The sequence below is a fragment of the Paenibacillus sp. 1781tsa1 genome (assembly GCF_024159265.1).
In the GTDB taxonomy this organism is placed as follows: Bacteria; Bacillota; Bacilli; order Paenibacillales; family Paenibacillaceae; genus Paenibacillus.
Genome location: NZ_JAMYWY010000001.1, coordinates 4,566,350 through 4,589,008, shown reverse-complemented (window position 1 = coordinate 4,589,008; position 22,659 = coordinate 4,566,350). Strand labels below are relative to the sequence as shown.

General features: G+C 44.9%; 19 protein-coding genes. 17 read left to right on the top strand and 2 right to left on the bottom strand.

The features are described 5' to 3' along the window. Positions 1 to 50 precede the first annotated feature (50 nt). The 12 genes from folD to NKT06_RS20655 all read left to right on the top strand — a co-directional run bounded on the left by folD (position 51) and on the right by NKT06_RS20655 (position 13,184). Positions 51 to 908: a bifunctional methylenetetrahydrofolate dehydrogenase/methenyltetrahydrofolate cyclohydrolase FolD gene (folD, locus tag NKT06_RS20710; RefSeq protein ID WP_253438807.1), complete on the top strand. Its 858-nt coding sequence runs from the start codon at positions 51 to 53 to the stop codon at positions 906 to 908. 10 nt (positions 909 to 918) lie between these two features. Continuing rightward, the gene (gene xseA / locus NKT06_RS20705; protein WP_367399870.1) at positions 919 to 2,283 is read left to right on the top strand and encodes an exodeoxyribonuclease VII large subunit; all 1,365 of its coding nucleotides are present in this window, start codon (positions 919 to 921) and stop codon (positions 2,281 to 2,283) included. After that, entirely contained in the window at positions 2,273 to 2,530 is a 258-nt protein-coding gene (xseB, locus tag NKT06_RS20700) for an exodeoxyribonuclease VII small subunit (protein ID WP_017687599.1), read from the top strand. The genes xseA and xseB overlap by 11 nt, the downstream gene beginning before the upstream one ends. Further along, the gene (locus NKT06_RS20695; protein ID WP_483311629.1) at positions 2,523 to 3,428 is read left to right on the top strand and encodes a polyprenyl synthetase family protein; all 906 of its coding nucleotides are present in this window, start codon (positions 2,523 to 2,525) and stop codon (positions 3,426 to 3,428) included. The genes xseB and NKT06_RS20695 overlap by 8 nt, the downstream gene beginning before the upstream one ends. A 284-nt stretch (positions 3,429 to 3,712) precedes the next feature. Beyond that, positions 3,713 to 5,620 carry a 1-deoxy-D-xylulose-5-phosphate synthase gene (gene dxs, locus NKT06_RS20690; protein WP_253438802.1) on the top strand — a complete coding sequence of 636 codons (1,908 nt, stop codon included), beginning with the start codon at positions 3,713 to 3,715 and terminating at the stop codon, positions 5,618 to 5,620. A 22-nt stretch (positions 5,621 to 5,642) separates the two neighbouring features. Continuing rightward, positions 5,643 to 6,488: a TlyA family RNA methyltransferase gene (locus NKT06_RS20685; protein ID WP_253438799.1), complete on the top strand. Its 846-nt coding sequence runs from the start codon at positions 5,643 to 5,645 to the stop codon at positions 6,486 to 6,488. Positions 6,489 to 6,572: 84 nt separating this feature from the next. Beyond that, entirely contained in the window at positions 6,573 to 7,058 is a 486-nt protein-coding gene (locus tag NKT06_RS20680; protein WP_253438796.1) for a hypothetical protein, read from the top strand. 85 nt (positions 7,059 to 7,143) lie between these two features. Continuing rightward, a complete protein-coding gene (gene ahrC / locus NKT06_RS20675) occupies positions 7,144 to 7,593 on the top strand; it encodes a transcriptional regulator AhrC/ArgR (RefSeq protein ID WP_017687604.1) in 450 nt (149 codons plus the stop codon). 55 nt (positions 7,594 to 7,648) lie between these two features. Continuing rightward, entirely contained in the window at positions 7,649 to 9,367 is a 1,719-nt protein-coding gene (recN, locus tag NKT06_RS20670) for a DNA repair protein RecN (RefSeq protein ID WP_253438793.1), read from the top strand. A gap of 120 nt (positions 9,368 to 9,487) precedes the next feature. Further along, positions 9,488 to 10,816, top strand: coding sequence for a SpoIVB peptidase (gene spoIVB, locus NKT06_RS20665; protein ID WP_253438790.1), 1,329 nt, complete (start codon positions 9,488 to 9,490; stop codon positions 10,814 to 10,816). A 195-nt stretch (positions 10,817 to 11,011) separates the two neighbouring features. Next, positions 11,012 to 11,818 (top strand): sporulation transcription factor Spo0A, encoded by an 807-nt coding sequence (gene spo0A, locus NKT06_RS20660; RefSeq protein WP_253438786.1) that lies wholly within the window; start codon positions 11,012 to 11,014, stop codon positions 11,816 to 11,818. A gap of 409 nt (positions 11,819 to 12,227) precedes the next feature. Beyond that, on the top strand, positions 12,228 to 13,184 hold the full coding sequence (locus NKT06_RS20655) for a GGDEF domain-containing protein (protein ID WP_253438783.1): 957 nt from the start codon (positions 12,228 to 12,230) through the stop codon (positions 13,182 to 13,184). Positions 13,185 to 13,454: 270 nt separating this feature from the next. Here NKT06_RS20655 and NKT06_RS20650 read toward each other — a convergent pair whose 3' ends face one another. Further along, positions 13,455 to 14,267: a FlxA-like family protein gene (locus NKT06_RS20650; RefSeq protein ID WP_253438779.1), complete on the bottom strand. Its 813-nt coding sequence runs from the start codon at positions 14,265 to 14,267 to the stop codon at positions 13,455 to 13,457. A gap of 206 nt (positions 14,268 to 14,473) precedes the next feature. Here NKT06_RS20650 and NKT06_RS20645 point away from each other — a divergent pair, with 206 nt between their 5' ends. From NKT06_RS20645 to NKT06_RS20625, 5 genes are all read left to right on the top strand, one after another. Beyond that, on the top strand, positions 14,474 to 16,435 hold the full coding sequence (locus tag NKT06_RS20645) for an AraC family transcriptional regulator (RefSeq protein WP_253438776.1): 1,962 nt from the start codon (positions 14,474 to 14,476) through the stop codon (positions 16,433 to 16,435). Positions 16,436 to 16,623: 188 nt separating this feature from the next. Then, a complete protein-coding gene (locus tag NKT06_RS20640) occupies positions 16,624 to 18,597 on the top strand; it encodes an AraC family transcriptional regulator (RefSeq protein ID WP_253438772.1) in 1,974 nt (657 codons plus the stop codon). Between the two features lie 179 nt (positions 18,598 to 18,776). Continuing rightward, complete coding sequence (locus NKT06_RS20635) at positions 18,777 to 19,814, top strand: NAD(P)/FAD-dependent oxidoreductase (RefSeq protein WP_253438770.1); 1,038 nt, start codon at positions 18,777 to 18,779, stop codon at positions 19,812 to 19,814. Between the two features lie 327 nt (positions 19,815 to 20,141). Further along, positions 20,142 to 20,792: a hypothetical protein gene (locus NKT06_RS20630; RefSeq protein ID WP_253438767.1), complete on the top strand. Its 651-nt coding sequence runs from the start codon at positions 20,142 to 20,144 to the stop codon at positions 20,790 to 20,792. Positions 20,793 to 21,326: 534 nt separating this feature from the next. Next, positions 21,327 to 21,803: a hypothetical protein gene (locus NKT06_RS20625; RefSeq protein WP_017687614.1), complete on the top strand. Its 477-nt coding sequence runs from the start codon at positions 21,327 to 21,329 to the stop codon at positions 21,801 to 21,803. Between the two features lie 116 nt (positions 21,804 to 21,919). Here NKT06_RS20625 and NKT06_RS20620 read toward each other — a convergent pair whose 3' ends face one another. Next, positions 21,920 to 22,519, bottom strand: a complete 600-nt coding sequence (locus NKT06_RS20620; RefSeq protein WP_062835251.1) for a thymidine kinase — start codon at positions 22,517 to 22,519, stop codon at positions 21,920 to 21,922. Between the last annotated feature and the right edge of the window lie 140 nt (positions 22,520 to 22,659).

Here is a 22,659-nt window from a genome sequence, read left to right as displayed (position 1 = left end):
CTTTTTGAACAACCTCTAAATTTATATTCACATAAGGGAGAGAGAGTACAATGACAGCATCTATTATTAACGGTAAAGAAGTATCCCAAGAGATCCGCGCAAGCATGACAACAGAAGTAAAACAGCTTAGCGAACAGGGGGTAGTACCTGGTCTGGCTGTTGTGCTCGTCGGGGAAGATCCGGCATCCCAAGTCTATGTGCGTAATAAAGAAAAAGCATGTCACGACCTCGGCTTCTACTCCGAAGTGCATCGCTTGGATGCCAATACGTCTCAAGAAGATCTGCTTGCCCTGGTGGACAAGCTGAACAATCAGCAATCCATTAATGGTATCTTGGTTCAACTCCCACTGCCAAAACATATCGAAGAGAAAGCAGTCATTGATGCGATTGCCGTGGATAAAGACGTAGATGGATTCCATCCAGTCAATGTTGGTAATCTCGTCATTGGAGACGATAGTCTGCTTCCATGTACTCCAGCAGGTGTCATTGAACTGATCAAGCGTACTGGACTCGAAATGTCCGGTAAACATGCGGTGGTTATCGGAAGAAGCAACATCGTTGGTAAACCGGTATCGCTGTTGCTCCAACGTGAGAATGCAACGGTAACGATGTGTCACTCCCGTACAGCAAATATGAAAGAAATCACGCGTCAGGCTGATATTTTGGTGGTAGCTATCGGTCGTGCAAACTTTGTGGATGCTGATTTTGTCAAACCAGGTGCTGTGGTTATCGATGTCGGCATGAACCGTTTGGAGAACGGCAAACTGGCAGGAGATGTTGACTTTGAGAGCGTGAAGGCAGTATCTGGTCCAATTACACCGGTTCCTGGTGGTGTTGGTCCAATGACAATCACCATGCTAATGCAAAATACACTGATCGCTGCCAAACGCGCTCACGGATTGGCCTAGGGCTCTGTCTGTGGCAGATCAAAAGATCTACTCCATCAAAGACCTGAACCGATACATTCGAATGAAACTGGAATCGGATCAGGTCCTGTCGGACGTTTGGCTACGCGGAGAGATATCCAATTTCACACATCACTCCAGCGGCCATATGTATTTTACATTGAAGGACAAGGATAGCCGGATTAAGTCGATTATGTTTGCGTCCCATAACCAGCGATTACCCTTTGTACCGAAGGAGGGTGCAAGGGTTATTGCCCGTGGTAATGTCTCGGTGTATGAACGGGATGGGCAGTATCAATTCTACGCTACTCATATGCAACCGGACGGGATCGGAAGTTTGTATCTGGCTTACGAACAGCTGAAGAAAAAGCTGGAGGATGAAGGGTTATTTTCACCTTCGCGCAAAAGAGAGATCCCACGTTATCCACAGACTATTGGTGTTATAACTTCACCAACTGGAGCAGCGGTTCGGGATATCATGATTACACTCCAACGCAGATACCCTTCTGCCAAAGTTGTTTTGTATCCGGTTCTGGTTCAAGGCAAAGGTGCAGCACCTTCCATCGTCAAAGCGATTGGCAACCTGAACCGGATGGGAGAAGCTGACGTACTTATCGTTGGACGCGGAGGCGGTTCACTGGAAGAATTGTGGGCCTTCAATGAGGAGATTGTGGCAAGAGCGATAGTCGCTTCAGCTATTCCTGTTATTTCTGCGGTTGGGCACGAAACGGACTTTACCATTGCTGATTTTGCAGCCGATTTGCGTGCGGCTACGCCTACAGCCGCTGCGGAACTGGCTGTACCTAATCGAGCTGAGTTGCTCGATCAGATTGCACAACGTCAGCGCCAGTTACAACACAGCTTGCGTCAGCGTGCTGTACATAATCGTGAACGGCTCGCGAGATTACAGCGTTCGCCGGTACTTGTTCATCCAAGACGTACCTTGATGCAGCACACAGAACGACTGGATATGATGCATCAACGGCTGTTGAGAACAGTGGATACGCGTATGAAATGGACGGGAGAGAAGCAGGAGCGTCTTCGGGCGGCATTGCAACGATTCAATCCTCGTGACCAGGTTAATGCAGCACGCCGAGAGAATGCGGCAGCACGCAGACAGCTGGAACTTGCGATCAGATCCATAACCAGATCGAAGCAGCAACAGTGGAAATCATCTGTGCGGCATCTGGATGCGCTTAGCCCGCTTAAAGTTATGTCACGTGGATATAGCCTGGTCTATGACGAGCAGGAACAGCGCTTGATCAAGTCAACGAAGGATGTACAACCTGGAGATTCGATTAAGATTAAATTAACAGACGGACAGCTGGACTGTCAGGTTTGGGGAATGAAGGAGGACGACAATACCCATGGCGAATGAACCAGAATTGAATTTTGAAGAAGCAATGGCGGCATTGGAAGACATCGTAGGTCAGCTTGAACATGGTGATGTTCCGCTGGAACAGGCCATCGATCTGTTTCAGCGCGGAATGAAACTATCGCAACTTTGCGGTCTGAAGCTGGAACAAGTGGAACGTAAGATCGAGATGATCGTAGAAGAAGATGGAGAGCTTCGCAAGAAGCCTTTCGGAACTGCTGACGATGAGAGCGGTGAAGTCCATGAGTAATCGTCCTTCGTTTCAAGCATACCTTGAAGAGGTCACAGCTGAGGTGACAGAAGCGTTGAAACAGACGCTTCCTGATCATTGGGATGTACCCCAGTCGCTGGCGGATGCGATGCAGTATTCACTTATGGCCGGAGGCAAACGCCTTCGTCCTCTTCTGGTCGTTGCTGCGGCGGAAGCCTTCGGTGCACAGCGTACAGCTGCAATGCCGGTAGCCTGCGCCGTGGAGATGGTTCATACCTATTCACTGATCCACGACGACCTGCCCGCTATGGATAATGATGATTACCGCAGGGGAAAATTAACGAATCATAAGGTTTATGGTGAAGCAACAGCCATATTGGCAGGCGATGCACTGCTAACTCATGCTTTTTATAGCATTGTTCAAGCTGGACGCCGTAGTGGTGTGGCGTCAGATGCGTTGCTGTCCATCGTGGAGGACATGTCCGAACTCGCTGGAGCAAGAGGCATGGTTGGCGGCCAAGTTGCGGATATGGAAGGCGAACAAGGCATGACTGATCTTGCACAGCTTCAATATATTCATTTGCACAAAACGGGTGACCTGATTGTTTTCTCCCTCATTGCCGGAGCACGAATTGGTGGAGCAACGGAAGGACAATTGGAAGCCTTGCGTGTGTTTGGCCGTGATCTCGGCCTGGCGTTCCAGATTCAGGATGATATTCTCGACCTGACGGGCGACGAGCAGAAGATGGGCAAGAAAACACAAAGCGATGTGAATCAGCAAAAGGTAACGTACCCTTATTTTATTGGTATGGAGGCTTCTGTAGACGAAGTGAAATCCCTTACCCAATCTGCTAAAGATGCACTTGAAAGAGCCGAGTTACCTGATGCATCCAGATTGCTGGAAATTGCAGATTATTTGATGAGTCGAGATCATTAGATTCTGACAGAGCGCGCTGTTTCAAAACCTGTATAACCGTGTAATAAATGTAATGTCCTTTTTCCGAGTGGATGGAAAAAGTCTGTCCCGAGTGGATGCGGGAATACATATGGAGAAGAATTCTAAATAACTTGCTGGCGAGAATGCTCGTTATCGGGAGTATAGTGCAGGAAATTATGATTCTTATTCTTTTATGTTATAATGATTTAATGTCATTTGATTCATAATGTATATATCGATTTACAACAATAAACTAAACAATCTAGGAAAGCGGGGAGATTCTCGTGCTGCTTCCACAAATTAAACAACCCAGTGATCTAAAGTCGATGTCTCAGGATGATCTTGCCCTTTTGTCGGCAGAGATCCGGCAGTTTCTGATTGAGAAACTGTCCGTTACAGGGGGGCATCTCGCACCTAACTTAGGCGTGGTTGAGCTCACGGTAGCCCTGCATTACTGCTATAACAGTCCGGCAGACAAAATGATTTTTGATGTAGGGCATCAGGCTTATGTGCACAAAGTTCTGACAGGGCGTATGGACCGCTTTGATACATTGCGTCAACATAACGGCCTATGCGGGTTTGTCAAACGCAACGAAAGTGAACATGATGTATGGGAAGCTGGACACAGCAGTACTTCATTGTCCGCTGCGATGGGGATGGCCCTTGCACGTGATCTGAAGGGTGAGGACAACCAAGTTATCGCGATGATTGGTGATGGAGCGCTTACAGGTGGTATGGCTTTTGAGGCTCTCAATCATATCGGTCATGAGCAGAGAAAACTGATGGTTATTCTGAATGATAATGAAATGTCCATTGCTCCAAACGTTGGGGCCATGCATAAATATTTGAGCAAAATTCGTTCGGATCGTCATTATCTGAAAGCGAAAGATGATGTCGAGGGGATGCTTAAAAAAATTCCTGCTATTGGAGATCGTTTGGCCAAATCGGCAAGCTGGATCAAAGACAGTGTCAAATATATGATGGTACCAGGTGTTCTTTTTGAAGAACTTGGCTTCACATATTTGGGACCGATTGATGGGCACGATATTCCAAAATTGATTGAAACCTTCAAACAGGCGGATAATGTGGATGGTCCAGTCATGGTCCATGTACTTACAACTAAAGGCAAAGGCTATCAGCCAGCAGAAGCCGATTCGCACAAGTGGCACGGCATCTCTCCGTACAAAATTGAATCCGGGCAAGTGCTGAAAGCAGTCGGAAAACCGATGTACACGGAAGTGTTCGGTCAAACGTTGATTGATCTTGCGAAACAGGATAAGCGGATTGTAGCGGTAACACCTGCAATGCCTACGGGATCAGGTCTCATTCCTTTTAGTAAGGAATTTCCTGATCGCATGATTGACGTAGGGATCGCAGAACAGCATGCGGCCACCATGTGTGCTGCACTCGCTATGGAAGGCTTGAAGCCGGTCTTCGCGGTGTATTCCACATTCATGCAACGTGCATATGATCAGATTGTGCATGATATTTGCCGACATAACGCCAACGTGATGTTTGCCATTGACCGTGCCGGGTTTGTTGGACCGGACGGGGAAACACATCAAGGGGTATACGATGTGGCATTTATGCGTCATATTCCAAATATCGTTCTGATGATGCCAAAAGACGAAAATGAATTGCGCCATATGATGAAAACGGCGCTTGATTATAATGAAGGTCCAATTGCTTACCGTTATCCACGAAACAATGTGGTCGGTGTACCTCTGGATGATGTACTTGTTCCGATTCCAATCGGATCATGGGAGCAACTGCGTCCATCGGAGGGATATGCTGTCATCGCTTCAGGATCGATGGTACAGCTTGCCGAAGAAGCAGCGGAGTTGGTGAAGCGGGAAGGTATCACAACAGGCGTAATCAACGCTCGCTTCCTCAAACCTCTTGACGAGCAGATGCTGCGTGATCTGGCTGTTCGAGGAACCAAATTGATTGTACTTGAAGAAGCATCCCAAGCAGGTAGCATGGGTAGTGCAGTACTGGAGTTTTATGCCGAACAGGGATTGCATGATGTTCATGTACAATTAATGGGGATTCCGGATCGCTTCATTGAGCATGGCAGTATTAAGGAACAACGTGAGGAAGTGGGTCTTACCGTGGAAAATGTATGTGCTGAGCTGCGCAAGATGGCTGTTCAATCATCTTACGGCATACCCAAAACACGTTTTCCTTCGTAAATCTACATGATAGGAGAAATACATGTCACTCCCGAAAGAACGAATTGATGTTCTGCTGGTTGAGCAGGGCTATTATGAAAGTCGTGAGAAGGCAAAAGCTGCAATCATGGCTGGACTCGTGTACGCCAATAATGAGCCGATCGAAAAGGCGGGCATGAAAATTCCAAGGGAAGCCGAGCTGAAAGTTAAAGGCTCGGTACATCCCTACGTCGGCAGAGGCGGATTGAAGCTCGAAAAAGCGATCCGTCATTTCGGCCTTGATATGAATGGACTTGTCATGCTCGACATTGGTTCCTCCACTGGTGGATTTACGGATTGTGCACTACAGCATGGTGCGTCTCACGTTTACGCTATTGATGTGGGTTATAATCAGCTTGACTGGTCTTTGCGTAATGATGAGCGGGTTACTGTTATGGAACGAACCAACTTTCGCTATGTGACGCCTGAAGATCTGACGGGACCCGTGCCGAACTTTGCGAGCATTGATGTGTCGTTCATTTCACTGCGAATCATATTACCACCGCTCCTGGCTCTTTTGAAACAACCTGCAGATATCGTTGCATTGATTAAACCTCAATTTGAGGCAGGTCGTGAAAAAGTAGGCAAGTCCGGTGTGGTACGTGATACGAAGGTACACAAGGATGTTTTGCAGACGATGCTTCATTTTGCCAGTCAACTTGGTTTACATCTGCAGGGTTTAACTTTTTCCCCGATAACCGGTGGAGAAGGTAATATAGAATTTCTCGCACATTGGCGTCTGGAAGAACCAGAGGCATCACAACCAGAGAACGATCCAGCTTCACTTGATGCACTTGCGGAGCAAGTTGCCAAGGAAGCAGCTCATACATTTACGGGAAACTCATCATAAGATGGGTTTCTTTTCGCTGGAAAGATGATTGGTGTAAAGGGAAATCGGGAATGAACCTCGAATATGTCTTCGAGGTGAGCGATAATGGATGGTCAATATGACACAATCGTTATAGGTGTACTTGCTGTCTGTTTGATCTTGTGGCTGTTCTTCGGCTTGCGTAATTGGGTGAACCGACCGATGCCGGTAAGCTTGTCTGGAATGCAACTGAACGTGAAGATTCAGGACTCCCCTGCCTTGGATTTGCTTGAAGCACAGGGTTACGAAGTCATCGGTGGCAAAATGAAAGTCCCTCTGGCTTTTGAGGCCAATGAATCCATTTATTACAGCAGATTATTTATTGATTATGTTGCAGAACGTGAGGATCTCAGATACCTGGTGAAAACATCACGTCGCAGACAGCCACTTGAAATGACCGGCCCTGCGCTAAGGGATCGCTTCCTCAATTATCTGTTGTTATATCCTGGCTGTGAAGGATTGCTGTATGTTGACTTGGAGGATTCCGATATTAAGTTAATCAGGCTCATGGACTATCAGGAAGATGTTTATGATGGGGATGATCTTGACTAATATAAAAGAATGAACATTGCAGGGCAAAGTCTGCGGCGGATTTACAATTGCTGCTTTATTGCAATACATTTAACTGGAGGCATGTATGAAAGGACAAAGGCACATCAAGATTCGTGAAATTATTAGTCAAAATGAAATTGAGACTCAGGATGATTTGGTTGAAGCACTGCGCAAATCAGGTTTTCAGGTGACTCAGGCGACGGTATCCCGGGATATCAAGGAACTGCTGTTAATCAAGATTCCGATGGATGACGGACGGTATAAATATTCTTTGCCGACAGATCAACGATATAATCCGATTCAAAAGTTGAAGCGTGCGCTCGTTGATAATTTCTTGCACATTGATCACACGAACAATCTGGTTGTGATGAAATGTCTGCCAGGAACAGCCAACTCCATTGCAGCGTTGCTTGATAATATTGAGTGGAATGAAGTCATGGGCACAATCTGTGGAGATGATACCATTTTGATTATCTGCCGGACTGAAGGTAACAGCGTGACCGTTATTGAACGTATCATGGGTTATATTGCTTAAAGCAATGGTTCAAAAACATAATTTCTGAGTTAGTCATCCGGAGGTGTTTTTGCAGATGTTAGTTACGTTATCGATTCGCAATCTGGCTGTGGTGGAAGAAGTTGACGTAGTATTCCATCCGGGATTCCATGTACTTTCAGGGGAAACGGGTGCAGGGAAGTCGATTATTATAGATGCTCTTGGCTTAATTGCAGGTGGACGAAGTTCAGCTGATCTAATCCGGTATGGATGTGAAAAGGCGGAGATGGAAGCACTTTTTGAGATGGAACCAAGTCATCCGGTCTGGCAGACTTTAGAGAAGCTTGGTATCCATTGTGAGCCTGAAGAGCATTTGGTTATTCGGCGTGAGTTGAATACTCAGGGGAAAAGTACGTCCCGTATTAATGGGCAATTGGTCAATCTGACCATGCTACGTGAAGTAGGCGAGAAATTAATCAATATCCATGGTCAACATGAACATCAGAGTTTGCTGCGTGCAGAGAGCCATCTGGGGCTTCTCGATACCTATGGCTCGGAAGTAATTGGACCTGTCAAAGCAAAGTACCAAGAGCGCTACAGCAAGTTCATCACGGCGGAAAAAGAACTGCGTGCGCTTCAGGAGTCGAGTCAGCGGGCATATCAACTCTTGGACATGTATCGTTTTCAGCTTGAGGAGATCGCAGCAGCAAGCCTTACACGTGGCGAGGATGAATTACTCGGGGAAGAACGGGTCAAACTATCCCATAGTGAGAAAATGATGGACAGTGTTGCTGGTGCATATGATCTGCTCAGTGGTCAACGCGGGCTTGAAGCTGTGAGCATTGCTCTTTCAAGAATTGAAGACATTTCTGGATATGACAGCAAAGGACTACAACCCATTGTGGAGCAGCTGCAATCCGCATTTTATCAATTGGAAGATGCGACATTCCAGTTAAGGGATTATCGGGAGAAGATTGAATTTAATCCGGCGAGACTGGAAGAAGTGGAGCAAAGGCTGAATCTGATTTCTGGCCTCAGACGGAAATACGGGGACAGTGTTGAACTTATTCTGAGTTATTATGATCAGATTAGCCATGAAACCGACCAACTGGAGAACAAGGACGAACGGCTGGAGAAATTGCGAGCTGAACGCGACAAAATGCTTAACCTTGTAATGGAGTCTGCTGAAGAACTTAGCAAGGTTCGCAAACAATGCGCCGAGGAACTTGCTGCACAGGTGGAAAGTGAGCTCAAAGATCTGCAGATGGAGCGGACCACACTGCGTGTTCAGATTACCCCATTTGAAGATCCGAAGGGCATTGAATGGAATGGACGCCGTATTCGTCTGAATCGACAGGGTGCGGACAATGCAGAATTCCTGATCTCACCGAACCCGGGTGAGCCATTAAGACCACTTGGCAAGATTGCTTCAGGTGGTGAGTTGTCGAGAATGATGCTGGCGATGAAGAGTATCTTTGCACGGCATGACCGAATACCTGTGTTGATTTTTGATGAGGTTGATACAGGTGTTAGCGGTAGAGCAGCTCAATCGATTGCGGAAAAACTGTTCCGCTTGTCTTCAACTTGTCAGGTTTTCTCAATAACTCACTTACCACAAGTGGCTTGTATGGCAGATCATCAGTATCTCATTGAGAAACATGTCTACGATGGACGGACGATGACGCAAGTGGAATCGCTGTCAGACGAAGGCAGAGTGAAGGAATTGGCACGTATGCTAGGCGGCGTGGAAATTACAGAAAAAACACTGCATCACGCACAGGAAATGCTGAATTTGGCGGAAGCCAAAAAAGGGTGAAACGAACGGCTGGCGTAATGATTGACAGTAATAAAAGCCTGGGGGCAAGGTTATCTTAAAGGTACGCAATTGGCGACCACCTTTCGTCAAGCGAAAGAAGCAAAGGGAGTGTGACAGCCATTGAATTCCCCCCTCAGGAAGAAATTGCTAGGTCTTTTATTTGCCTTCTTTCTTTGTGTGATTAGCCAGGCCATTCAGCCTGTGCAAAGTTATGCTTCACTACCGGATGAATTGCAGGTGTTTGCTGGCAGGCAAGCAGATGTCCGGCTCGCTGTACCTGCTGCTTCAAGCGCCGTTGTAGATCGTCCTGATATTGTTGGCTTGGATGATCAGGCAGCGATGCATGTTACGAGTCAACAACCTTTGCATCTTAACCCTCAACAGACGGGACATGCCAAATTAACGTTGAAGTTGTGGGGTAAAATTCCGGTCAAAACAGTCCATGTGAATGTGATACCGGATTTGCGTGTTGTACCCGGGGGTCAAACGATTGGCGTCAAAGTTAAATCGGCGGGCATTCTGGTGGTTGGCCATCATCTAGTCCATTCTGGGCAGGATGAGCGTGTATCGCCAGGAGAAAACGCAGGCATTAAGCTCGGAGATCTGATCACGCATATGGATGGTAAACGTCTGGATGGCGTGGCAGGTGTCTCTGAAGCCGTTGAACTTGCAGGGAAAAGTAAAAAAGGTATTGATGTTGTGTTGAAGCGTGGTAAGGAAACGGTCAAGACTCGATTGACTCCGGCTTATGACTCCGAGGATCAAGCGTGGAGGCTTGGTTTATACATTCGTGATTCTGCAGCCGGCGTTGGCACACTTACCTTCTATGCTCCCGATCAGGGCGTATACGGCGCACTGGGCCATGTCATTACAGATATGAATACACAAACATCTATTGTTGTGGGTAGTGGTCAGATCGTCCAGTCCAATGTGACGTCCATTTCGAAAAGTGAGACCGGTGATCCGGGTGAAAAACGTGCTCATTTCCTCAAGGAAAGCAAAATTTTGGGCAATATTGAACGCAATACGGCTTTTGGTATCTTTGGTAAAATGTCCGGAAATCCTGAGCACAGTTTGTATTCAAAAGGTATTCCCGTCGCTTTCTCACATGAAGTCAAAGAAGGACCGGCCGAAATACTTACCGTGGTTGACGGTCAACAAGTTGAACGCTTCTCCATTGACATTGTCCATGTGGCAGATCAAACGGAGCCAGCAACGAAAGGTCTGGTACTTCGCATCACGGACCCGAAACTGCTGGATAAGACCGGAGGCATCGTTCAAGGTATGAGTGGCAGCCCCATTGTACAAAATGGTAAGTTGATCGGTGCAGTTACTCATGTATTCGTCAATGATCCTAAATCGGGTTATGGTTGCTTCATCGAATGGATGTTACAAGATGCTGGCGTTATGATGAAAAAGGAAAACACCAAAAACCTCAAGGCTGGATAAACAGCCCTGAGGTTCTTTTTTGTCGAAAGGAAACATAATATATCGGATAATGAAATAAATTATTTATTATATAGGATTGAGAAAAAAAAATAAAGAAAAATAATTTTCGACAGGAGGAATTTAACTTGCTGTGTCGAAAATTTAACCTGTAAGGAAATGTACGAAACGATGTTTAATTTAAAGGAGGATACCGTTTTGCAAAAAATTGAGGTATTGCTGGCCGATGATAATCGTGAATTTACGAATTTGCTTGCCGAATATATATCTGAGCAGGAAGATATGGAAGTAACCGGTATTGCATACAATGGAGAAGAAGTATTGCAATTGCTGGAGCAAACTCGGGATGTGCCGGATGTATTGATTCTGGATATTATCATGCCTCATCTGGACGGTCTGGGTGTGCTTGAGCGCTTGCGCGACCTGAACCTGTCTCCACAGCCTAAAGTCATTATGCTTACGGCATTCGGACAAGAGAATATCACACAGCGTGCCGTGCAACTCGGAGCTTCCTATTACATTCTCAAGCCGTTTGACATGGAAGTGCTTGCGAATCGTGTGCGTCAACTGGTGGGAACACAGACGGCGATGTCTACAAGCAGCGGATCATCCATGTTCATGAAATCCAATGTTGTGCCAATGGGCAAACACAAAAATCTCGATGCAAGCATTACGTCCATCATACATGAAATCGGTGTTCCTGCGCATATTAAAGGATATCAGTATTTGCGGGAAGCCATTACGATGGTGTATAACAATATCGAAATTTTGGGAGCCATCACCAAAACGCTGTATCCGGCGATTGCCGAAAAATTCAAAACCACGCCGTCCCGCGTCGAACGTGCCATCCGTCATGCCATTGAAGTGGCATGGACTCGTGGTAACATCGACAGCATCAGCCATCTGTTTGGCTACACGATCAACATCAGCAAGTCGAAACCAACGAATAGCGAGTTCATCGCGATGGTTGCTGACAAGCTCAGAATTGAGCATAAGGTAAGCTGAAAGGGTCAGGAGTAGTGATCCGCTACAAAAATTGTATTCTGAATAGTTTCCAGCCAGATGAATTTGGCGATAAACAACCTGAAATATCACATATCTTGGTGCGATGTATGCTAACGAATACCGTCATTTATTGGATGTAGTACATCCAGTAAATGACGGTGTTTTTGCTTTACGACTATATGAATCAAGAGGAAGAAATTGATCTGTGTACGAATTATTCCCAACATTTGAGATTGAGCATTAGAGTAATGCGATTAGTTAGATTCACTTAAAGGAAATATTTCATAAACTTTTACCTTCAGTTAACGCTTTTTCAAGTAGAAAGTGGTACGATGTGACCATTGACAAAGACCTACATATATATTTGGAAAGTTCGGATTAGATGCTACGAACAGAGGAGTAGAATCGTATGTTTACGCAAATAGGCGAGATTGCTGAACCAATTCCTGTAGTACAATCTGATACAAAATGTGATATCGTCTATCATCTTTTCAAGTCCAATCCCAGTTTGGAAGGTATAGCTGTTATGGGGGAGAAGGGTGTGTCATTGATGATGCGCCCCCGATTCTTTCAGCAGATTGGCACCCAGTATGGCTATAATCTGTATATGGGACGTCCTGTAGAACTTGTGATGAACACGCAGGCACTGGTCGTGGATTATTCGGAACAGATTACGGATGTCAGTGTTCTCGCCATGGACCGAGATGAAGGGGAAATATATGACCTTGTGCTGGTCACGTCGGGAGAAAGTTTTTTTGGAGCTGTGAGTATTCGCCGTTTGCTGCTTGCTGTTGCTGATGTACGGGCTGAAATGGCGATTTTTATGAACCCGCTGACTGGTCTTCCAGGTAATCATATTATAGATGAAAGGCTGTCTCAGGCTCTTCAGCTGGACCATTTTAGCGTATTGTACGTTGATCTCGATCAATTCAAATCCTACAATGATAGCTACGGCTTCAAAATGGGGGATCAGCTTATTCAGGCGACAGCAAATTTGCTTCGCAAGCTTTTTGTTCTTCCTGAAGCTTTTCTTGGACATATCGGTGGTGATGATTTTATTGCGATTCTCAATCACCATGATTACAAGCACATTAGTGAGGAAGTCATCTCGGATTTTGAGAAAATGAAAAAGACGTTCTACAACGAACATGATTGGCATCATCAATATGTTCTGGGGGAAGGACGCTCCGGGCTGAATCGACCCATCCCTCTCGTGTCGGTATCGATCGCCGTTGTGACCAATAGCAAGCAAAAATATGAAAACATAGATCAGATCATTGATGAGGCCACACGCATCAAAAAAGGTTGTAAAGCGATTGCCGGCAGCATCATCTGTGCAAATGATACCGCCAGCAATCCATGTTAGAAATAAAAAGTACACATTCGATATAAATGGAAATATACAACTATATGAGAACGTAGAGGACAGAATGAACCTTAAGAAGTGGAGCGTTCGCCTTTATACCCGAGATAGTAAAACGCAGAAGTTCAGAAAAACCGCTACGTATCAGGAATTAGTCACCTGTAATAGCGGTTTTTCTATCATTTGATGCATGCGGGTCCAAGGCTGTGTTCCGCAAAGAAAACATTTCAACCCCAATATGTATACATATAAGTATGTTTGAGCAAAAGGTACTCAGATTCGAATATCAACGGATGGGTATGAAGCAGCAGGAGATGCAAAAGCCGTAGTTTGCGGACTGTTTCCTGATTCCTGATCTGTGATTCCGCCATCTGATGGGTTCTCTTTACTTTCCGTTTTCTTTCCTTCATTTACTTCCTGATCTTCTTCTCCAGATGCTGCAGAGATAGGAGTTTGTGCTGCCTCTTTAGGTGCGGGCTGATGGATCTCTTTCACCAGATCCCCAATCTTTTGATTGACCTTGCTGAGCTGAGAATTGACGTCCTGAACAACCTCTCGTTTTGCCTGAAAGACGGTGCGCTCTGAATTTTCCAACATCATGGATTTGCCCAGATCGAGAGCGTTTCCCGGAGGATTAATCTCCAGAACGAGTCGGTCGAATCGGGTCTCTCCTTCAGTGGTCTGAATGGAGCCCTGCATGCGATCACGCAAACCGACCAGCTTACCCAATTGATCATAAGTCTGACTATGTTTAATTAGATGATCCAGTGAAGGGGCTTGTGTCTCGTCGGTTGGTTTGGTTGGTTGCTGTTGAGTTTTTTCGGGCTGTCTTAATTTGTTCTTTTCCTGCAATTCCTCTGATTTAATTTGAGCGATCTGGCTATCGATCTGGGAAATGGAGCTCGTTAAGGATTTAATCCGCTGAGCTTTGGTTTTGGTATCCAACTCGTCATTGGTTTTTACCCCTTGCATTTCTTCATTGAGCCGGATCTTCTGCTGCATGAGTCCCTGAATTTCTTTATCCCGACTGGAGACTTGATTCCCGGGAGTGAAACTGCTTTTGGTTGCAGATGAGATTGAATTCATATTCTCTGTACCCCTTTCACTCTTTATCATGGTTCTATTTACATATATCGGATGTTAAGAGAAGGATTTGAATAGCTTTTTTTGTTGTGAGGATGGATCCATTTACATCGGTTGTATTGCGTACTTTATCATAATAATTGATAATGGTTATCAATAAGTGAGTAGAGTACAGACACAATCTATGCAGATGGAGATGGGTTAGCAAAATGTGGAATGATTATTATATCCTCTGGAACTATGCTGCGGTGAGTATAGCGGATATACGTTACATTGAATTAGAAGCATATGAAGAGATGAATTACAAATTTCCAACAAGTACCTTTGTACTCACCATTCAGGGTGAGGCTGGCGTAACGATTGAAAACCAAACGTATGAAGTGAGTCGCTTTTATATTCTCCATGGGGGAAAAGGGAGTAAGTTGGTGATTCAAGCAGGCGAATCCGGATTGCGTTTATATTACTTGATGTACAAAGCAAACCTGTCTCGTGGAGGGAGAAACGATCTGGGAAGGTTAATGGAGCGTATCAATCCGTTCCAATTGAACTATGGCTTTACCCCCGATATGCCAACCATTCTATATGAGCAATTGAAGCAGATGCACTTTTTGTGGGATCAAAAGAACCCCATTCAGCACTTTCAGGCCAAGAGTTTGTTCTATTCCTTTGTGGAGCAGATATCGTCACAGATACCTCGTGTATCCAATCGCTATCCAAGTATGATGGATCAGGTCAGTAAAGTCATTGAAATTATAGAGTCTTCCTACACCCAGCCACTTACACTTCATGTTTTGGCAGAAAGGATTGGTACCAGCCCCAGAAGTTTGTCACGCAAGTTCAAACAGTCGACGGGAACCAGTCCCATCGATTATCTGCTTCAGTTTCGGTTGTTCAAAGCCAAGGAGATGTTACTGCAAACGGACGCCACGTTGGAGGAGATTGCAGCCGGTATCGGTTATCCGGATGGATATTATTTGGGACGTATGTTCAAGAAACATACAGGTCTTTCTCCTTTGCAATTCAAAGAAAAGAGCTCAGCACCCCTATATTGGCCTGATCTGACATCAAACATGGCGCGAAATGACATTTTCAGAGGTGGAAGTGGAAGGTATGTTTATACTGATGGTGATAATCATTATCAATATAAGCATGGAGGGTCAATAGATATGAACAGACAGACAAGAACGGGAATGCTGCTTAGTATTCTACTAAGTCTTACGTTACTGCTGAGTGCCTGCTCTACAGGTGTTGCCAGTAATTCAAGCGGGGATGCATCCGGAAGCAATAATACATCAAGTTCCACGAAGACAGTAACAGCGGAGAATCAAAGCAATTCATCGGAACCCCGCACAGTCTCAACGGTTAAGGGAGATATTACAATCCCCGCTGAACCTAAACGGATTGTGGTTGACTTGTATCTGGGCAGCTTGATCGCTCTGGGAATCAAACCTGTGGGTACACCAGAGATGAACCTGAAAAATCCTTATTTTATCGACTCACTTGAGGGTGTACAAAATATTGGTGAATATGAAACCATTTCTCTTGAAAAGGTGTTGGAACTTGAACCGGATCTGATTGTGACAGGTAATCCTGATTTATTTGATTCCTTTAGCAAAATTGCACCTACCTTGGTTGTACCTTATGGCGAATTTAAAAACACCCACGAAGAGATCGCCTACTTTGGAGAAATGCTAAATAAAGAAAAAGAATCGGAGGCATGGTTAGCCGATTATGATGCAAGAATTGCAGATGCCAAGAAGCGCGTTGGTGAGGCGATTGATCCGCAGGCTGAGGTGTCGGTTATGCAGTTCTATGATAAAGCACCGTTGGCCTTTGGTGATAATTTTGGGCGGGGAGGTCAGGCGGTCTACAGCGCACTTGGTTTGAATCCTCCTGCAGATAAGAAAGAAATCTTAATGAAGGATCAACTTGTTGAAGTATCATCGGAAGCGATTCCTGAGTTTGCCGGAGATTACATTATTCTAACAGCAGATAATCTGACCCTGGAAGAGTTGAAATTGAAACCAGTCTGGAGTTCACTGGATGCGGTTAAGAATGATCGAGTGTTTATCTGGAGCCCGGATCGTTCATGGTACTTTGACCCGATTGCAACATTGGATCAAACAGAGGAATTGGCCGCGTGGTTTACGAAGATTTCTGAACCCAAATAAGCGTAACAAGTTATAGATGAGATGAAATCCAATTCCACTCTAAATTACAGTTGATAATGAAAATTATTATCATTTATAATAAAGGTATATTAGTGAACCTTTGCTACACATATGTTATCGGATGTGTGGCAGAATGATGACCTTGTAAGGCCTTTGGTCCGGGTGAGGCTGGGATTGGAGAGTATTCAATGCAATTAGATGAACAGATGAAATGCTGGAATCATGCCGCTGTTAAGGTTCTGGATATACGCCGGATCGTTATGGGGGCAGGGGAACAACTGAGTTCCTATACACTTCCGGCAAATGGTTATATATATACGATTCGAGGATCGGCTGTGCTTCAGTTGGATGGAAAAACATACAATGCAGAGCGATTTCACATGCTTCATGGGGCAAAAGGATCTTCACTGGATATCCGAACAAACGAAGATTTGGAATATATTCTGCTCTATTACAGAGCATTCCTTGCCTTTCCTAGTTATCGCAAAAAGTGGTTATTGGCACAGCCTGAGGCTGCCCCGTTTTCTTTGCAATATGGATTTACGCCAAATAGTCCGCTTGGACTGTTACGTTATCTGGATGAGCTTGAGGATGCATGGGCACAGTCCGGCAGTCTGGATCTGCTTCATACGAAAAGTTTATTTTACCAATTCATTCATGAAATGATGGTTCAGCTAACAGAGCAAGAGATCAAAACAGAGCTTGCTGACCCGGTGAAACAAACCCTTCGTTACATACAGACCCATTACAGGGAACAGGTCACGCTTGATTCTCTGGCTGAACAATTTAACTACAGCTCTCGTCATTTATCCATGCAATTCAAACGAAAAACGGGTTACAGCCCTATTGATTATTTAATTCAGACTCGAATCGCTAAGGCTCGCAATCTGCTTTTGCGATCTGATGCAACGCTGAGTGAAATTGCAGCAGAAGTAGGTTATTCGGATGTGTATTATTTTAGTCGTATCTTCAAAAAACATGTGGGGATCTCTCCGATACAGTATCAACGAAAGATGAGAGAAGAAGCGAGAACAGAGGATCGTCCATTGGTAATCTCTGAATCGTCCATTGGCCGGAAGTGGAAGTCGGGATATATTGATTATGAGAATCATTATCAATATATAGACGGAGGGTCTACACCGATGAAAAGAAGAAAAACAAGTTCCAGTATGATTATGGTTGCATTATTGAGCATAACGATGCTGCTCGCAGCCTGCTCTTCAGGTACAGCAACAACACCAATAGCTGGCGAAGGCACGGGTGCCAGTTCCAATAACAGTAGTACGGCAGTGTCATCAGACACAGGAAGCCAAGCGAACAAAGACAATGAAACACGAACGGTCTCAACGGTTAAGGGTGATGTGGTTGTTCCAGCGAATCCTAAACGGGTTGTTGTATTATATCTCCAGGGAGACGTCGTCGCACTTGGAATTAAGCCCATTGCTACATCTGAAGTATTCAACGGGGCTGCCTACAAGAGTGAGCTTGAAGGTGTAAATTCACTAGGCACCTGGTTCGAACCGAATCCTGAAGCTGTCATTGACCTTGATCCGGATCTGATCATTGTTCCTTCCGAAGAGACGTATACGTTGTTAAAGGATATCGCACCTACGGTATATATTCCTTACGAGAAAATGACAACAGAAGAAAGACTCCAGAGTATAGCGAGTATTTTTGGCAAAGAGCAGGAAGCCGAGACGTTAATCACCAATCTCAACAACAAAGTCGAAGAGAGTAAGAAGACTCTTGCAGATGCAGGCATATTGGACAAAACGGTATCCATTGTGGAGGGTGGTTTGAAAGGTATGGTTGTTGTAGAGAGCAAGCAATATGGCCGAGGATCTCAGGCACTATATGAGTACTTGGGGATGAAAGCACCTGAAGTGGTACAAAAAAAAATTGATGTAGTATCGGAAGCGGGAGGCTCCAATCTATCCATGGAAGTACTGCCTGAATATATAGGGGATTACGTATTTCGTTCGGTGTATGAAGGTGCAGATAACCTTACGAATGATCCAATATGGAGTAGCATACCGGCTGTGAAAGAAGGTCGCCTAATTGAGATTGATTTCGATTTCTTCTATTATTCAGATATCTATTCAGTCAATAAACAACTTGATTTTGTCGTGGAAAAGCTGTTGGCGGCTCCAAGAGCGAAATAGTAAATAATAGTAAATAATAGTAAAGTGCAGAGTAGTTCGTAAATGTTTTGTACAAGAAATGTTTGTTTTTTAGCCATTGTATTTTGATAAGATTACCATTACACTAGGATTTAAGTGATAATGAGAATCGATATCAAATACTCGATGTTCTGGATCGAATTAACGGAGGTATTTTTAATATGAATCAGCAGTTGGAACTCTATGATGTAACCATTATCGGCGGTGGCCCTGCGGGCATGTACTCTGCCTTTTATAGCGGCATGCGGGATATGAAGACCAAGTTGATTGAGGCACGTGACAGATTGGGAGGTCGCATGCTCTTTTATCCGGAGAAAATGATCTGGGATGTCGGGGGTGTGACGCCAATTCTGTGTGAAGATCTGATCAAACAATTGGAAGAACAGGCAAGAACTTTTGAGCCAACCCTCGTATTTGAACAACAGATCGAAGGATTCGAGCGTCAACCTGATGGCACAATTCTGTTAACTTCTGCAACAGGTGAACAACATTGGACACGTACCGTCATCATGGCAATCGGATATGGTATATATAAAATGGCCAAGCTGGAGCTTGAAGGTGCAGACCGTTACGAGGTTAGCAATCTGCACTATACCGTGCAAGAGTTGGAGCCATTCCGTGGTAAACGCGTGTTGATATCGGGTGGAGGCGACTCTGCTGTGGACTGGGCGAATGAACTGGAAGCTCTGGCAGAGCAAGTTACGGTTGTGCATCGTCGTGACCGCTTTGGCGGGCTGGAGCGTAATGTACTGCGTATGAGAGAATCCTCTGTAGATGTCCGTACACCTTATGCGGTAGAGACACTGCATAGTATGAGTGGTGATGTGATTGAACAGGTGACCATCTCACACGTGGACACAGGTGAAACTGAAATGCTTGAAGTCGATGCTGTCATTGTAAACCATGGTATGAAGAGTGACTTTGGTCCAATCCGGGATTGGGGACTTGATCTTGGCGAATGGCATGTCACTACAACGGAGAGATTACAAACCAATATTCCTGGTGTTTTTGCCGCAGGTGATTTTGTAGATTATGGTAGCAAACTGTATCTGATTGCTGGTACCTTCACTGATGCTGCCCTTGCTGTGAACAGTGCGAAGCTTTACATGGACCCTGAAGCGGAAAAAGTGGCTTATGTTTCCTCCCATAACAGTCGCTTTAAAGAGAAAAATAAAGCTCTTGGTGTAGTAGAAGAATAAAGGTCTGCGATCGGTTATATTAAGATGACTTCGGATTCATCCCGAAGTCATCTTTTTTGCATAAAATGGGTAATAAGAAGGCATAATTTTACCAGAAGCAAAGGCTGCCGAATTGTATAAACACTACCAAATGTCTATAATAAGCCTGAGAAACATTAGAATGACACTATATAAGTTGAAATAATCATTTACACGATAACGGAGAGGACAGAAACAATCTGGGGATAACAGCGATTGGAGATTGTTCTGTCATCGTAGTGTCAGTGTAAATAAACTTTAATTCAACTTATATAGATACCATAAATAGATCAGAGTGGAGTGCAGCGTATGAAAAAGGGATCACAGCCACAACGAGGTTTCACCTTCATCCAGCGGTGGTTCAAACGATCTGATAAAAAAAAGATCAAATGGTCAGAAATGTATCTCGCACTTGCAGGTGCGCTCCATCGCTTGTTGGTTGAAGGGCGGCGTGAACGTTCAGCAGCCAAACGGCTGCATCAGGACTTGCCCATTAACGCGTTGGGTGAGATGAAACTAGAGCCAGGGGATATTGTGTACACGCCAAGCTCGGAATCAACGTATTACGCCGGGCATATGGGCATTATCGGTCTTGATGGCAAAGTGTATCATGTACACCCTTATGGGCCTGTATTTGCTGATTCATTAGAGTGGTATCTCACGCGGTTTTATGAAGGGGATCGCTTCATTGTATTCCGTTCCAGACTGAGTGAGGCAGGCATGAAAGCAGCAGGTTGGGTACAGGACCATTACAAGCAGGTGAAATTTTACCGATTGCAGACCAATCTTCGCAGTATTGAGCGTAATTACTGTTCCAAGTTTATATATCAGGCCTATCAGTTCACATCCGGACTGGATCTGTGGAGTCGCAAATTTACCCGAATGAATCAGGGGTATATCTACCCATTTCGAATTGAGCGCTCACCAGAGCTGGACGTTCTGGGAACTTTTTATAAATAAGGTGGGAACCGACTAAAATACTGTTCTTCCGAAAGGAAGGAAAGCAGGTTATGTCGGTTTTTTTTATATGTGTAGAGATTAAAAACAGGAAAACCGCCCAAAACGTCGAATAGATTATGAGATAGGCATGCACAACTTGGAATCGTATACATAACAGAAGGCGCGATGATTTTTAGCCAAAAGCGAAAAAACGACTACGAAGTAGGCGAACAAGAGAGAGTGAAGCGAGATGAAATGGCCGGGCTTCTTACACCGATTCCGACTGAACCAAAAAGTAGTGAAGCTATCGGACTATACCCCAAAAAAGGAAAGGAGGCACTACTGTTCCATATGTAAGAAAAACGTCAAATCGGTCGTGCATTATGCGGCACCACAGGGAAATGTTTCAGGTGTATGCAGTTCTTGTAAGTCTTTGGCGGATGAAAGAGGAATGTTTCCCATTTAATAAGAAGAGATGCGCTCAGGAAATAAGAATTTTTTGATTTATGCGCGTTTTTGTAGTACATTAGCAAATGTATTCGAAGGAGGATTCTAATGTACTCAGGTAGACAAGACGATACTTTATACATCATGACCTACACCTTAAACAGCGGTATCAAGGGTACGGTTCCACTGTCTAATAAGCAGATTATTGAGTGGCTGGATTGCTACAGAAATGAGAAGCGCTTCGTGACCGAAATCGGCAAGGAGTTTTTTGGATTGAATGCAGGATTGGTAGCAGACTTTAAGGTTCAGAATCATTTATCGGATTATCAGCAGACCATTATGCCTACACAGCAACAGGATAACCTGGAACGCCTGTCCAGTGCTTATAAATCAACCGAGTTATTAATGAAGATTGATTGTAAATGCGGCACGGCTTACGTGACGGAATCTCCATACAAGCGCACGAAATGGTACTGCACGAAGTGTAAAGAGATTGTATTTTTGGATGCTAAAAAAGGAATGGTGGAAACGTCGCGTGGTGACGCTTACTACATGACCAACAAATATTTTGTTTCCCGGGACTAGCGGGAAGTGATCCTGTAAGCATCGCTGCAAAGCGGTGCTTTTTTGTGCAAATGTTCGCCGCGACAAACAAAAAAGCCCATAAGGGCTTTTGGAGGATCTCAGAGATCTCTTAGAAATTATGAGGAGCATTCAACTTTGTGAGGAGGAATGAAGCAGCAACGACAGCGTGGCTCGTAAGCTTCTGAATCGCCAATCATAACAACCGGACCCAAGGTAACGGGTTCCCCATTGACGATACGTTGCGTAAAGGCAGCATCTGGGCTGCCACATACGGCACAGAAAGCCGAGAGTTTCTCAATGTCATCTGCCATGGCAAGCAAACCGCCGACATATCCGAATTCCTTACCACGGTAATCCATATTAAGTCCGTCCACAATCACATGTTTGCCACAATAAGCTAGCTCCGAGACAAGTTCCATGATGGCACTGCTGAAAAATTGTACTTCATCAAATGCAACAACATCAGCATCTATGGTTTGATTCAGGATCATTTCTACGGATTCCGGGGTTAATTGCCGGGGAATGGAATGGGCAGGAAGTCGATAACCAATTCGGCTCACGATCTCATCCTGGGCAAACCGATCATCCTCGGCTGGTTTGTAGGCCACAACCTTTTTACGGCCAAATTGAATTAATTTCTGACAACGGCGAATGAGTTCACCGGATTTTTCACTGAACATGGGTCCAGTAATTACGGTAATACGTCCTGTTTGCACGGTGCTGCTACTCCTCTCACATACGGGATTCAACAAAAAAAGCGACCATTACAGAGTACCACAAAATCTTTGGAAAGAGCCAGAACTAATCTGTGCAGCTTTGTGTTACTATATGGAATGTTAAGCCGTTGGTTCCGGCA

Coding starts and splice junctions, on each gene's coding strand:
- NKT06_RS20655 (WP_253438783.1), top strand. CDS start 12,228: ATGTTTACGCAAATAGGCGAGATTGCTGAACCAATTCCTGTAGTACAA.
- folD (WP_253438807.1), top strand. CDS start 51: ATGACAGCATCTATTATTAACGGTAAAGAAGTATCCCAAGAGATCCGC.
- NKT06_RS20650 (WP_253438779.1), bottom strand. CDS start 14,267: ATGAATTCAATCTCATCTGCAACCAAAAGCAGTTTCACTCCCGGGAAT.
- NKT06_RS20630 (WP_253438767.1), top strand. CDS start 20,142: ATGAAAAAGGGATCACAGCCACAACGAGGTTTCACCTTCATCCAGCGG.
- NKT06_RS20640 (WP_253438772.1), top strand. CDS start 16,624: ATGCAATTAGATGAACAGATGAAATGCTGGAATCATGCCGCTGTTAAG.
- ahrC (WP_017687604.1), top strand. CDS start 7,144: ATGAAAGGACAAAGGCACATCAAGATTCGTGAAATTATTAGTCAAAAT.
- NKT06_RS20635 (WP_253438770.1), top strand. CDS start 18,777: ATGAATCAGCAGTTGGAACTCTATGATGTAACCATTATCGGCGGTGGC.
- NKT06_RS20625 (WP_017687614.1), top strand. CDS start 21,327: ATGTACTCAGGTAGACAAGACGATACTTTATACATCATGACCTACACC.
- NKT06_RS20680 (WP_253438796.1), top strand. CDS start 6,573: ATGGATGGTCAATATGACACAATCGTTATAGGTGTACTTGCTGTCTGT.
- recN (WP_253438793.1), top strand. CDS start 7,649: ATGTTAGTTACGTTATCGATTCGCAATCTGGCTGTGGTGGAAGAAGTT.
- NKT06_RS20685 (WP_253438799.1), top strand. CDS start 5,643: ATGTCACTCCCGAAAGAACGAATTGATGTTCTGCTGGTTGAGCAGGGC.
- NKT06_RS20695 (WP_483311629.1), top strand. CDS start 2,523: ATGAGTAATCGTCCTTCGTTTCAAGCATACCTTGAAGAGGTCACAGCT.
- NKT06_RS20645 (WP_253438776.1), top strand. CDS start 14,474: ATGTGGAATGATTATTATATCCTCTGGAACTATGCTGCGGTGAGTATA.
- xseB (WP_017687599.1), top strand. CDS start 2,273: ATGGCGAATGAACCAGAATTGAATTTTGAAGAAGCAATGGCGGCATTG.